Origin of the sequence: Sodalis sp. C49 (assembly GCF_046352915.1) — a bacterium.
Classification (GTDB): Bacteria; Pseudomonadota; Gammaproteobacteria; order Enterobacterales; family Enterobacteriaceae; genus Acerihabitans.
The window spans coordinates 941,992-955,245 of sequence record NZ_CP163303.1; the positions used below are offsets into that span (position 1 = coordinate 941,992).

Annotated in this window: 13 protein-coding genes; 8 read left to right on the forward strand and 5 right to left on the reverse strand. The window is 59.2% G+C overall.

Annotated features, from left to right (window positions below):
- Window positions 1-87 precede the first annotated feature (87 nt).
- On the forward strand, window positions 88-1,143 hold the full coding sequence (locus ABUK12_RS04145; RefSeq protein WP_410015091.1) for an alkene reductase: 1,056 nt from the start codon (window positions 88-90) through the stop codon (window positions 1,141-1,143).
- A 201-nt stretch (window positions 1,144-1,344) separates the two neighbouring features.
- A complete protein-coding gene (gene gap / locus ABUK12_RS04150) occupies window positions 1,345-2,346 on the forward strand; it encodes a type I glyceraldehyde-3-phosphate dehydrogenase (RefSeq protein ID WP_410015092.1) in 1,002 nt (333 codons plus the stop codon).
- 70 nt (window positions 2,347-2,416) lie between these two features.
- Here the strand turns inward: gap and ABUK12_RS04155 are convergent, their stop codons facing one another.
- Complete coding sequence (locus ABUK12_RS04155; RefSeq protein ID WP_410015093.1) at window positions 2,417-3,439, reverse strand: PfkB family carbohydrate kinase; 1,023 nt, start codon at window positions 3,437-3,439, stop codon at window positions 2,417-2,419.
- A 239-nt stretch (window positions 3,440-3,678) separates the two neighbouring features.
- Between ABUK12_RS04155 and ABUK12_RS04160 the strand changes: the two genes are divergently transcribed.
- On the forward strand, window positions 3,679-4,329 hold the full coding sequence (locus tag ABUK12_RS04160; RefSeq protein WP_410015094.1) for a YceI family protein: 651 nt from the start codon (window positions 3,679-3,681) through the stop codon (window positions 4,327-4,329).
- Here ABUK12_RS04160 and ABUK12_RS04165 read toward each other — a convergent pair.
- The 4 genes from ABUK12_RS04165 to ABUK12_RS04180 all read right to left on the reverse strand — a co-directional run bounded on the left by ABUK12_RS04165 (window position 4,283) and on the right by ABUK12_RS04180 (window position 8,516).
- Window positions 4,283-5,056, reverse strand: coding sequence for a DUF3750 domain-containing protein (locus ABUK12_RS04165; RefSeq protein WP_410015095.1), 774 nt, complete (start codon window positions 5,054-5,056; stop codon window positions 4,283-4,285). The two genes, ABUK12_RS04160 and ABUK12_RS04165, sit on opposite strands and share 47 nt — an antisense overlap.
- 194 nt (window positions 5,057-5,250) lie before the next feature.
- Window positions 5,251-6,864, reverse strand: coding sequence for an inorganic phosphate transporter (locus tag ABUK12_RS04170; protein WP_410015096.1), 1,614 nt, complete (start codon window positions 6,862-6,864; stop codon window positions 5,251-5,253).
- Between the two features lie 170 nt (window positions 6,865-7,034).
- Window positions 7,035-7,652: a glutathione S-transferase family protein gene (locus ABUK12_RS04175; RefSeq protein ID WP_410015097.1), complete on the reverse strand. Its 618-nt coding sequence runs from the start codon at window positions 7,650-7,652 to the stop codon at window positions 7,035-7,037.
- Between the two features lie 90 nt (window positions 7,653-7,742).
- The gene (locus tag ABUK12_RS04180; protein ID WP_410015098.1) at window positions 7,743-8,516 is read right to left on the reverse strand and encodes an SDR family oxidoreductase; all 774 of its coding nucleotides are present in this window, start codon (window positions 8,514-8,516) and stop codon (window positions 7,743-7,745) included.
- 144 nt (window positions 8,517-8,660) lie between these two features.
- Between ABUK12_RS04180 and ABUK12_RS04185 the strand changes: the two genes are divergently transcribed.
- The 5 genes from ABUK12_RS04185 (at window position 8,661) to ABUK12_RS04205 (ending at window position 13,132) form a co-directional block, all read left to right on the forward strand.
- The gene (locus ABUK12_RS04185; protein WP_410016548.1) at window positions 8,661-9,026 is read left to right on the forward strand and encodes a winged helix-turn-helix transcriptional regulator; all 366 of its coding nucleotides are present in this window, start codon (window positions 8,661-8,663) and stop codon (window positions 9,024-9,026) included.
- 236 nt (window positions 9,027-9,262) lie between these two features.
- Entirely contained in the window at window positions 9,263-10,723 is a 1,461-nt protein-coding gene (locus ABUK12_RS04190) for a M20 family metallopeptidase (protein ID WP_410015099.1), read from the forward strand.
- Window positions 10,724-10,769: 46 nt separating this feature from the next.
- The gene (locus ABUK12_RS04195; RefSeq protein WP_410015100.1) at window positions 10,770-11,486 is read left to right on the forward strand and encodes an ABC transporter permease; all 717 of its coding nucleotides are present in this window, start codon (window positions 10,770-10,772) and stop codon (window positions 11,484-11,486) included.
- On the forward strand, window positions 11,486-12,211 hold the full coding sequence (locus tag ABUK12_RS04200) for an ABC transporter permease (protein WP_410015101.1): 726 nt from the start codon (window positions 11,486-11,488) through the stop codon (window positions 12,209-12,211). The genes ABUK12_RS04195 and ABUK12_RS04200 overlap by 1 nt, the downstream gene beginning before the upstream one ends.
- A 63-nt stretch (window positions 12,212-12,274) precedes the next feature.
- Complete coding sequence (locus ABUK12_RS04205) at window positions 12,275-13,132, forward strand: transporter substrate-binding domain-containing protein (RefSeq protein WP_410015102.1); 858 nt, start codon at window positions 12,275-12,277, stop codon at window positions 13,130-13,132.
- Window positions 13,133-13,254 lie beyond the last annotated feature (122 nt).

Sequence of the window (13,254 nt, forward strand, 5' to 3'; positions counted from 1 at the left end):
GCGTACCGCACATGCAGTAACACCCTGCTCATCATTTAGGGTTTAGAATGAAACCAATAAATGACTGATATAGCGACAGGAATACCTATGCCAACCTTGTATGACCCCATTAATATCGGCGCCATTGAACTGAGCAATCGTATCGTCATGGCCCCGCTTACCCGCATGCGCGCCGTCGACGAACGCAGCCCCGGCGCCATCACCAAAGAGTACTATGTCCAGCGCGCCAGCGCCGGTCTTATCCTGACTGAAGCCACGTCGGTATCGCCCCAGGGCGTGGGTTATCCCAATACGCCGGGAATCTGGTCGGAAAAACAGGTGGCCGCCTGGCGCGAGGTGACCGACGCGGTGCACCAGGCCGGGGGCAAAATTGTCATTCAATTATGGCATGTGGGACGGATATCCGATCCGGTGTATCTGAACGGAGAATTGCCGGTGGCGCCAAGCGCCATCGCGCCGGAAGGCCATGTTTCCGTGCTGCGGCCGCAAAAACCCTACGAGGTCCCCCGCGCACTGGAAACCGCAGAAATAGCCGGCATCGTGGCGGATTTCCGCCGTGGGGCCGAAAATGCCCGGCGCGCCGGCTTTGACGGCATTGAAATCCATGCGGCAAACGGTTATCTGTTTGATCAGTTCCTGCATGACGGTTCGAATAAACGCACCGATCAATACGGCGGCACCATCGCCAACCGGGCGCGTTTTCTGTTGGAAACCGTCGATGCCTTATTGTCGGTCTGGCCGGCGGAACGGTTTGGCGTGCATCTTAATTTAATGTCCAGCTCTTACTCAATGCATGATTCCAATCCCAAAGCCATGTTCAGCTATGTGGTCGAGGAACTGAATAAACGGCGGCTGGCGTTTATCTTCGCCCGTGAGTCATTGACTTTTCCGGACCGTTTCGGACCGGACTTAAGGAAAACTTTTTCCGGCGCCTGGATTGCCAATGAAGGCTTAACCAAAGCGTCCGCCGAAGCGTTGATAAGCCAGGGCGGGGCCGATGCGGCGGCGTTTGGCGGCCTGTATATCGCCAATCCCGACTTGGTGCGGCGCTTTAAGCAGAACGCCGCCCTTAATCCGCTTAACCCGCAGACGATTTATGCCGAAGGCGGCATCGGGTATACCGATTACCCCGCCCTGGCCTGAAGGCAACGGGGATGCCGTCTCAAGCAGCCGCCACAGCATAAACCCGCCGTCCGGCGACCGGCGGCGGGCCGTGCGCAGGATCCGCAGCGCCGCCGGATAACGGCCTGGCTTTCAGAATTTATCCATCTTGACTCCACAGGAGGCAGGTGCCAGTTTTGATCTTTTGCTAGATAGCCGACATATTTATATGAGGATTATGAGATGAAAAAGATTGGTATTAATGGTTTTGGCCGTATTGGACGTTTGGTGTTGCGGCGCATCCTGGAAACCCGCAGCGAGGTAGAGATCGTCGCCATCAACGATCTTACCTCGCCTAAGGTCCTGGCCTATCTGTTAAAGCATGATTCCAGCTATCGCCAGTTTGACGGTACGGTGGATTATACCGACGACGCGATTATCGTTAACGATAAAAAAATCATCGTGTATGCCGAAAAAGACGCCAAGAATATCCCTTGGGGCACCCTTGGCGTGGAAATCGTGGTGGAATCCACCGGGTTTTATGCCTCCGCCGAAAAGTCGCAGGCCCACCTGGACGCGGGAGCGAAAAAAGTACTGATTTCCGCGCCGGCCGGAGATATGAAAACCATTGTTTTTAATGTCAATTGCGACACCATCACGCCGGAAGACCGGATTCTTTCCGTCGCGTCCTGCACCACCAACTGCCTGGCGCCGATGGCTAAAGTCCTGAGCGACAGTTTCGGCATCAAAGTGGGCACCATGACCACCATCCACGCGTATACCGGCACCCAGTCGTTGGTCGACGGCCCGCGCGGAAAAGACCTGCGCGCCTCGCGCGCGGCGGCGCAAAATATTATCCCGCATACCACCGGGGCGGCGAAGGCGATTGGCCTGGTGATCCCGGAATTAAAGGGCAAACTGAAAGGCCATGCCCAGCGGGTGCCGACCATTACCGGCTCGGTTACGGAACTGGTTTCGGTGCTGGAGAAAAAAGTCACCGTCGAGCAAGTCAATGACGCCATGAAAAAAGCGGCCGAGGGGAATGAATCTTTCGGTTATACCGACGAGGAGATTGTGTCTTCCGATATCGTCGGCACCCACTTCGGCTCGGTATTCGACGCGACCCAAACGGAAATCAGCGAGGCGGGCGATGTGCAGTTGGTGAAAACCGTCGCCTGGTACGATAATGAGTACGGCTTCGTCACCCAGTTGGTGCGGGTGCTGGATAAAGTGGCGGCGTACTGATTTTCGCCCTCTCCCCGCCGTCCCCCGCAGGAGAAGGTCAAGGAGAGGGTGAATCAAGCCAGACCGTCGGTTAGCGATTGAGGCTCGCCCCGCCGCCTTTTTTCATTACCGCGCGGATTTCAGATTCGTGCACCAGATTTAAATCGCCGCTGACGGTCAGTTTTAAGACGCTGGCGGCAATCGCAAAATCAATCCATTCCTGGGCGGCGAAGTTATGCAGCAGGCTATGCATTAAGCCGGCTCCAAACGCATCGCCCGCCGCGACGCCTTCCATGACATGCATCTTATAGGCGGTGGACTCGTAAAACGCGCCGTCTTTCAGCAACAGGCCCATCCATTGACTGTCTTCCACGGAATGAATGTTGCGCAAGACGCTGGCCACGATTTTACAGTCCGGGTATTTTTGCGTTACCGCCAGCATGCCCTCTTTGAAGGACTCTTTTTGATCGATGCCACGCGACATATCGCCGTCAAAAGCATCAATCCCGAGCGTTGCGGCGAAATCTTCATCATTGGCGATGCAAATCGCGACATAGGGCATCAGCGTCGACATGACGCGCTGGGCTTTTTCAGGCGACCACATTTTACCGCGGTAATTCATATCGCAAATAACCGGGATATCATGGGCCTGGCAATACTCACAGGCGGCGGTGACAATCCGCTCTAATTCGGCTGAAATGGCCGGGGTGATGCCGGAAAAATAAAAATAATCGATATCGCTGAAAATCGCGTCCCAGTCGAATTCCGCCTGTGTGACCTCGGCGAAAGCACTGCCCGCCCGGTCATAGACCACATTGGTGGACCGCACGCTGGCGCCTTTTTCCAGGAAATAAATGCCTAAACGATTGCCGCCGCGCAGGACTTTCGTGGTATCGACACCGTATTTGCGCAATGTCGACAGCGCGGTTTCCCCCAGCAAATTAGCCGGTAATTTGGTTAAGTAGGCCACCTCGTCGCCTAACAAGGCTAAGGACACGGCCACGTTGGCCTCGGCGCCGCCATAGGTTGCTTCCAGAACATCTGATTGCATAATGCGATTGTTGCCGACCGGCTTCAATCGCAACATCATTTCTCCCAACGTTAATACTTTCATGCTTTATTCCGTATCCTTAAATGATTTTTACAGACGACACTATGCAGATAAAAAGCGGGCGCAAGCTTGATTAAAGGTAAAAAAACGCTGTATTTGGCGAAAAATTAACCACGCCAGGGCGCCGTTCCCCTGGCCGCGGCGGCCTGAACGCCAGGGCGGGACGGCGTTGGGTGGGTAAAATGAATAAAAGCGCCGCCTGAGGTGTTAACTCCCCAGTTGCCCTCGTTGAGGATTTACCCATGCCGCGCTTTCTATCGCTATTACCGTTATTGTTAGTCTGCGCCGCCGCCGCGGCGGCCCCGCTGCACTACGACATCAATACCGTACCCACCGCCGTGGTCTTATCGTGGAAAGTCCTGGGCGCGGGCAATTCCCATGCGGATATTACCGGCATAACCGGACGGCTGGACCTTAATCCCCGGCAGGACGGCAATGCCCGGGTGGAAGTGACTATCCCCGTGGGCAATATTGATGCCCATAACGGGATACTGTCCGCTGAGCTTAAAAGTCCGCTATTTTTCGATCAGGCCCGCTACCCCAACGCGACGTTTACCAGCAGCCGCGTGGTGGCGGATGGCAAAGACCAGTATAAGGTGTTCGGCACCTTGCAAATCAAGACCATTAGCCACCCGGTTATCCTGGCGGCAAAATTGGTCTCCCTTAACGACCCCCGGTCCGGCGAACGCCATTTGACCTTTTATGCCGACACCGCCATTGCGCGGTCGGCCTTTGCCATGACGCGCTTTATTCCCATGGTCAGCGATCGGATCGCCATTCATATCATGGTCACCCTGCCCGACCCCTCGGTGCCATCCGGCACGCCCGCATCGGCCCTTGCCGTTGTCAGCTGTCATCCTTTTCCTGTTTGCCCAGGCCAAGCCGGCCGATAAACGGCAGCCGCAGCGCCGGCGTCAGAATATCCACCCCCAGGTTTAATCCCAGGATATTGACTTCGACGCCCTCTTCCACGCCCAGGGTAAAGCCCAGCACGCCCAGCAACGATACCTGCAGGCCTTTGCCGGAAGGAGGCAACCCGACAGGATGAGTCAAGGAACGGAAATCCTTGCCGATGGCATTGGCCGGCAGGTCCAGCTTGAGCTCCGGCACTTCCCGGCCGATATGGGCCAGGAAGGTGTTGCTGTTTGGGCCGGGCCAGCTGCGGTAGGTGCGGCCATAGGGATAGCGTTTGATCGCCGCTTCAATACGCGGGATCATGGCCTCGGCATGGGCGCCGCGATGATCCACCAGCAGCGTCGGACGCGCGCCAAACCAGTATCCGTCGGGAAGGGTGTAATTACGGCGCACCGCGTCAATGCCGCCCCAGCCGATGACCTCGTAGCGGCTGTATTGACTGGCTCCCGCCGGCTTAAAAATAATCCAGGGATGGACGGCCACGAGTCCACGCCAGCCAAAAGTGGGCGCGGCATAGATTTGCACGATGGCGGTGTCGCGCAGCTGTACCGGATCCGGCGCCATCCCGGTGGAATCGCGCCGTGCCGTCCGCCAATCGCCGCCGGAAAAAACGTCGCCCGCCAGCGCTGCCTTGGCCAGACTCTGCCCGAAAGACAGTAATAACACGCAGAGAAACCCAATACTGAGTAGTTTTAGAGAGCCCATATATCCTTTGTCAGCCGGCCGACCCCCGGTTAGGGGTAATAAGGGGCATGTCAGGAATAATATAAGCGCTTATGCGCGCGTGTACAAAATATACGCATCAGCGGGGCGGACAGGATGGCCCCGGCAGCGAGGTGTTTTCGGCAACCGGGGCGAGAGGATAATTACGGTGGGTGTTTTCCCGGCGGCAAGGCGCCTCAGAAGTGATTAAAAATCCAGTACAGCCCGGCCGAAAGCAGGATTGACGCCGGCAGGGTCAATACCCAGGCCATCAGCAGGTTGCGCAGGGTGCCCATCTGCAGGCCGGATTTGTTGGCCGCCATGGTCCCGGCGACCCCGGATGACAGAACATGCGTGGTGGACACCGGCAGCCCGAAGGCATCCGCCGCGCCGATGGTGGTCATGGCCACCAGTTCGGCGCTGGCGCCCTGGGCGTAAGTAAGGTGCGTCTTGCCGATTTTTTCTCCCACCGTGACGACGATACGCCGCCATCCCACCAGGGTGCCCAGACCCAGGGCAATGGCCACCACCACCTTGACCCAGAACGGGATATAACGCGTTGCGCCGTCCAGCTCGTGTTTTAAGGCGTCCAGGTTTTGTCGGGAGCCAGGGGATAGATTGAGCTGTTTTTCCGATTTCAGGCGCTTAATGGTTTCCGAAGCCAGGTACATATCGTTACGGGTATTGGATACCGACCGGGCCGGTATCTCGTTTACCGAACCATATTGTTTCAGTTCGGCGCCAATGGCCCCGGCCAGGCCGGCGAGCGCGGGAATGACGGCCGGCGTCAGGGTGTTGGTGCGGGCATAGCCGGTCAGGACGGCGCGGGCCGCCGGTTGGGGGCCGCCGGCGGGGAATTGGCGCAGCAGTTCGTGCTGCGTGGCCGTCGCCAGCGCGGCTACGCGCGGTATTTGTTCCGGCGGCATCGAGCGGTTTAACGCGTAGGCAATCGGCACGGTGCCGACCAGGATCAGCATAATCAGCCCCATCCCTTTCTGGCCGTCGTTGGAGCCGTGGGCAAACGACACCCCGGTGCAGGTTAAAATCAGCAGGCCGCGTATCCATAACGGCGGCGGCGAATTCCCCTGCGGCGCGGTATACAGCGCGCGATTTTTAACCAGCACTTTCATTACCAGCAGCAGCAGCGCGGCAAAGACAAAACCGATGACCGGCGATAAGAGCAGGGAATAGCCGATATTTATGGCCTGCGACCAATCCACGCCGCTGGTCCCGGTACGGCCATGGATCAGCGCATTGGCGACCCCCACCCCGATAATTGAGCCAATCAGCGTATGGGACGAGGACGCCGGCAGGCCCAGCCACCAGGTGCCGAGATTCCAGATAATGGCCGAGAACAACAGGGCATAGACCATGGCGAAGCCGCTGCCGGTTCCCGCCTGCAGGATTAATTCCACCGGCAGCAAGGAAATGATGCCGAAGGCGACCACGCCGCTGGACAGCAACACCCCGAGGAAGTTGAAACACCCGGACCAGATCACGGCGACCATGGGCGAGAGCGAATGGGTATAAATCACGGTTGCCACGGCGTTGGCCGTGTCATGGAAGCCATTGACGAACTCGAAGCCCAGGGCGATTAACAGCGCCAGCCCCAGCAATAAGAACGGCACATAGCTGGTATAAGTGGCGCCGGCATCGGAAACATCGTTAAACAGATTGACGCCGGCAAAGGCGATGCCCAGCACCAGCAGCAAGACGAATAACACCACGGACGATCGGCTGTTTTTCTGGTAAATTTTGGGTTTGCCGCTGTCAAAGGAAAGGCTGGATCGGGCAGCGCTATTATCACTCATACTAATCCCCTGTCTCGCATTCTCGTGCTGGATGCCTGTCAACGACATGTTGAGCGTGTCGGGTCATTATTCAGGGTTAAGATGAATTTTTGATGACGGCCGATTTACCGGGCGGCCATTAAGCGCCGCGCCGCCGGCGCGACAGGCTGAACAGCCGGCGCCGGCCCTGCTTACACCAGGGTATTGGCTTTCAGGATGGGTTGTAATTCGGGTAACCGGCCTACGTGTTCGGCCATGGCGAACAGCCGCGGCGCATGCTGTTTAAACCAGGGTTTCCTCGGCCCCCAATGGACAAGCACCGGCCAGTAAGCGTCAATTAATGTTACAACGTCACCGAATAAATACGGCCCCGCCCCCAGCTGCGTTTCCAGCCACAGGTAGAGGCGCTCGCGGTAGCGGTCGGTGCTGGCGACCAGTTCGCCGGGCTGCCCTGGCGCCCAGCGTTCCGGATAATCGCCATAGGTAAAGGTGGGATAGACATTCGCCACCAGCCAAACAAGCAACCGGTAGAATTGCCGGCGATCCGCGGTGCCGGCCGCCGGCGCCAGATGGGGGTGGCTATCGAGCAGCAGCAGCGCGATGGCGGCGCTTTCGGTCATGATGCCGCCGTCGTCCAGCACCAGCGTCGGCACCTGGCATAAAGGATTGAGCGCGGCCAGGGTATCCCGGGCCGCGCCCGGCCGATCATAGCCGTCGACATTTACCCATTGATAAGGCTCGCCCGCCAGGGCGAACATGATTTCAACAATTGCCGATCCCGCGCCCGGCGCGCCATACAGTGTGAACATGATCACCTCATGCCTGCTATAACGTGGTTGATGGTGATAACTGTAGCGCGAAATAAGCAAAATGGCCCGGCGCCGCGTACCCGATGGTCATCAGGCGGTGGGCACCGTCCCGCCGTCGATAACATACTCCGCGCCGGTAATCGACGCCGCCCGCGCGGAAGCCAGGAACGCGATCAGATCGGCCACTTCCCCGGGCTGCGCCGGGCGGCCCAACGGGATGCCGCCGAGCGACTTCATGATAATCTGCTTACCGCCGTCATAATCGGTTCCCGCCTGTGCGGCGAGCCTTTGCGCCATCGCCACCGCGGCCTCGGTTTCGACCCAGCCGGGGGAAACCCGCAGCACGCGTACGCCATGGGGGCTGACTTCCTTCGAGAGACTCTTGCTGTAGGTGGACAGCGCCGCCTTCGCCGCCGCGTAGGCGGTGGTGGACTCGGGCAGCGGCAGCTGGCGCTGGATAGACGTGACGTGGATAATCACCCCGCGGCCCTGGGCCAGCATACCGGGCAGCAGGGCGCGATCGAGCCGTACCGCCGGGAAAAGATTGAGATCAAGCGCCTGATGCCATTCATCATCTCCCAGCGCGGCAAAGCCGCCGCCCGGGGCCGTCGAGCCCCCCAGGACATGAACGATAATATCCACCCCGCCCAGCCTGTCGTTAACGGCGGCGGCGACGGCGCCGCAGCCCGCGGGCGTCGTCACGTCGGCGGCGACGAACATCCCGTCGGGCAGCGACGGCGGGCGGGTACGCGCCGTGGTTATCACGTTAGCGCCGCTTTGGCGGAACAGCGCGACCACGGCGGCGCCGATACCCTTGGTGCCGCCGGTAACCAGCACGCGCTGGCCTTTCAGTTCTAAATCCATAAGTTGCTCTCCGGTGTATTAAGCGTGCCTGCGCGACGAAACGAGCTGTTTTCATCGTGACCGCACATCACGTTGCCGTAGCGCGAGTATCGCCATATACTTTCCTTACCGCAAGAACGCACGAAAAAGTAAGTGACTAACCAAATGGTAAAGCACACCTATACGCCCCTGACCGCCGCCGTCGGCGTGGAAAACGTACTGCGGCTGCTGGAAGGCCGCTGGAAGCTGGTGATCCTGTTTCATTTGTTCGGCGGACAGGTACGACGCTATTCCGATCTGGAGAAACTGATCCCGACCATATCGCAGAAAATGCTGGCCCAGCAGTTGCGTCAGCTGGAAGGCGACGGCATCGTGCTGCGCCACGTCTATCCCCAGGTACCCCCGAAGGTGGAATACCGCCTGTCGGCATGGGGACAGGCGCTGTGTCCCGCCCTTGACGCGCTGCTGACCTGGGCGGAGCAGCGCGAGCATTTATCAGCGCCGGCGCAGAATGCGGCGGATGTCGGTTAAGGCGGAATCCGCGGCGCTGCACGCTTATCCCGCATTGTCGCGCGCCGTTGCACCCTTATCGCGCACCGCCCGCCCGCCTGCCTCATTTTAGTACACCCCCCTTTCCCTTAATGCCACCCCGGGCCGCTTGCGCAGCGGCGGCGCCCTGCGCGCGGCGAACATAACTGGCCTCGATCTTGCTTTGCAGTTGTACATGTATAGATAACTTCATTCACTGCCGTTTAAGGATCGCTGTCATGCCGTTGCGCACTATCAATGAAGAGAAAGGGACCGTCGACAACGCGTTGTTGCATCAGATCTGGTCGTTAATTGATGAGAAAAAGACGATATTTTGCGATCTCAGCGATCGGATATGGGCCACGCCCGAGGTGAACTACACCGAAATAAAATCCTCGCGGGCGCATCTGGAGATCCTGAAAGCGCAGGGATTTCGCGTGACCGAGGGGGTCGCCGGCCTGCCGACCGCCATGATGGGCGAAGCGGGCGCGGGCGGCCCGGTCATTGCCATTCTCGGCGAATACGATGCCCTGCCCGGCCTGAGCCAGCAGGCGGATGCCACCCAGCCGCTGCCGCTGGAAGAAGGCGGCAACGGCCACGGCTGCGGTCATAATATGCTGGGCTCCGCCGCGCTGCTGGCGGCGACGGCGGTCAAGGATTACCTGGCCGCCGAGGGCATCGCCGGCCGGGTGCGCTTTTACGGATGTCCGGCGGAGGAAGGCGGCGCGGGCAAGGGTTTTATGGTGCGCGCCGGCCTGTTTGATGACGTGGATATCGCCATCTGCTGGCATCCCGGCGCGTTTAACTGCGTCAAGGAGCCCAATTCCCTGGCCTGCAATGAAATCAACTACCATTTTCACGGCCGCGCCTCCCACGCCTCGGCCACGCCCCACCTGGGCCGCAGCGCCCTGGACGCGGTTGAGCTGATGAACGTGGGCGTCAACTACCTGCGCGAACATATGCCGAACAGCGCGCGCATCCATTATGCCATTACCGATTCAGGCGGCTTTTCGCCGAACGTGGTGCAGGCGAAGGCGACCGTACGTTATCTGGTGCGTACCCGTACCCTGCCCGAACTGCTGGAACTGCTGGCGCGGGTCGACAAAGTGGCCGCGGGCGCGGCGCTGATGACCGAAACCACCATGAAACGCAATATCCTCAGCGGCGATGCCAATCTGGTGGCGAACCCGGTGCTGGAAGAACTGATGCAGTCGCACCTTGAGCTGCTCGGCGGACCGGGCTTTGATGAGGCCGATTACGCCTATGCGGCCCGGTTTCAGCAAACCATGTCCGCCGAGGAAATCCACAGCGCGTTTCACCGCGCGGGCAAGGCCATGGCGCCTGGGGAAACGCTGTGCGATTATGTGCTGCCCCTGGATCGGCCGGCCAGCACCATGATCGGCTCCACCGACGTGGGTTCGGTCAGTTGGGTGGTCCCGACCGTGCAGGCGCAAAGCGCCACCTATACCATCGGCACCCCCGGGCACTCGTGGCAGTTGGTGGCGCAGGGCAAATCCACACTGGCCCACAAAGGCCTGACCCATGCGGCCAAAATCATGGCCAGCACGGCCATCAGCCTCATAAAGCAGCCGGCGCTTATCGCGGCGGCGAAACAAGAGCATCTGCGTCAGTTGAACGGTACGCCGTTTATCAATCCGATCCCCGACGATGTCATGCCTCCCTTTCCCGGCAGCCACTGATGAACGCCATGGTGGCCGGCTGCCGATTAAACGCTAAGGAGATAGCATGGCGGAGCTAGGTTTTTTCCAGACCCTGAGTTTTGGCCCTGAGGGATGGGGGCCGATGCTGTTGTCCGGCGCGCTGATGACGGTAGCCCTGGCGGTGTCGGGTTTTTTGCTGGCGGGCGTTATCGGCGCGCTGTTCGCCTGGGCAAAGATTAGCGGCAACCGGCCGGTGCGCTGTGTCGCCGATATCTACACCACCGTTATCCGCGGCATCCCGGACCTGCTGATTATCTATCTGCTGTATTTTGGCGGCAGCCAGGCGCTGACATCGCTGGGCAGGCTGTTCGGCGATGGGCAGTTTATCAGTTTCCCCGGCTTTCTGGCGGGCATGCTGGCGGTAGGCATCGCCGCCGGCGCACAGCAGACCGAGGTCTTTCGCGGCGCGTTCCTGACCATTGCGCCTGGCGAGCTGGAGGCGGCCACGTCATTGGGCATGACCGCGTCCGTGCGCATGCGCCGCATTATTATCCCGCTGCTGCTGCGCCACGCCCTGCCGGGCATGGGCAACGTCTGGCAACTGGTGCTCAAGGCCGCGGCGCTGGTGTCGGTGACCGGCCTGGCCGAACTGATGAACAAAGCGCAAACCGGCGCCGGCTCCACCGGCAAGCCCTTTGATTTCTACTGTGCCGCGGCGCTGCTGTATCTGGTGATTTCCGCCTGTTCGGGCTGGTCACTAGGTAAAGCTGAAACCTACTACTCGCGCGGGGTAAGACGCTGATGGACGTGGCATTTCTTTGGGAGACCTTTTTGCAGCTGATCCCCGGCATCCCGCTGACGCTGAAATTGGCTTTTTACTCGGTGGCCATGGGCTTTTGCCTGGCTTTTCCGCTGGCGCTGGCCCGGCTCTCGCCCTTTATCTGGCTCAGCGCGCCGGCGCGGTTTTATGTTTTTTGCCTGCGGGGAACGCCGCTGCTGGTGCAGCTGTTTTTAATTTATTACGGCATGAGCCAGTTTGAGGCGGTGCGCAATAGCGTGCTGTGGCCCGTCCTGCGCGAACCTTATGGCTGCGCGCTGCTGTCGCTGTCGCTGTGTACCGCCGCCTACGGCAGCGAGATCCTGCGCGGCGGCTTGCTTTCGGTGCCCCATGGCGCGTTGGAGGCCGCGCGCGCCTGCGGCATGAGCCGCCTGCTGGTGGTACGGCGCATTCTGTTTCCAATGGCGATCCGCCAGGCGCTGCCGGCCTACGGCAACGAACTGATTTCGATGGTGCAATCCACCTCCCTCGCCTCGATCATCACCCTGATGGACATTACCGGCATCGCCGCGCAAATCATTTCCAACACCTACCGGGCGCTGGAGGTCTTCCTGGTGGCGGGGCTGATTTACCTGCTGATCAATCTGATCATTACCCGGCTGGTGATGTGGCTGGAATACCGACTGACCCCGCATCTGCGCGCGCGCGTCGCCACGGTCGATAAAAAGCCGCTGGAGAATGCGCATTGATTCATCCCGAACCTTTTTTGCGCCGCAAGGCGAATTTTTCCCCATTGATACAGGAGTTAAACAATGAAATTGGTAAACCTGGTACGCGCGTTGTGCATTACCACCACTCTGGCGACCAGCTTCGGCGGTCATGCCGAAGAGGGGAAAAAATGGACGGTGGTGAAAATCGCCACCGAAGGGGCGTTCCGGCCATATAACTTTACCAAACCCGACGGTACCCTGGATGGATTTGAAATCGATCTCTACAAAGTGCTGTGCGCAAAAATGAAAGTGGAATGCCAGATTATCGTACAGCCTTTTGCCGGCGTCATCCCGGCGCTGAACGCCGGCAAATTCGATGCCATCATGGACGGTCTGTCCGCCACCGAGGCGCGTAAAAAAATCATTGATTTTTCTGCCTCCTACAGTAATGCGGGACAAACTTTCGCGGTGCTGAAAAACAGTCCGCTGGCCGCCTTGCCGGACCTGGGAACCCGGTTCTCGCTTACCAGCGATGAAGCGGGCGCAAAAGCCGAACTGGACAAACTGACCCCGCTGCTTAAAGGCAAAATCATCGGCGTGCAAGGCTCCTCCATCGGCCAGCAGTTCCTGGAAAAATATTTAAAAGGCGTGGTGACGGTGCGCGAATATAAAACCACCGAAGAGCACGATCTTGATCTTAAATCCGGCCGGGTGGATATGGTCTTCGCCTCGGTCACCTATCTGAACGGCGCCAAGACCAAGCCCGGCAACCAGGATATCGTCCTGGCCGGCCCGCAGTTTATCGGCGGTATCCTGGGCAGCGGATCGGCGGTGGGCATCCGCAAAACCGATCCGGAACTGAAAAAGATGTTTGACGAGGCCATTGCCAGCGCCAAGCAGGACGGCACGCTGAAAACGCTGACCATGAAATGGTTCGGTATGGATACTACCCCGCAATAAAGCCCTTTCCCGGCCGCCGGGCCGGGACTCTCTTCTTTCGATACCCCGAATATTTGTCTTTTTTGCCGCCTATTCGGGCGTTTGATTTGCCTGCGTTCGATTTACAGTATCAGCTGATAGAA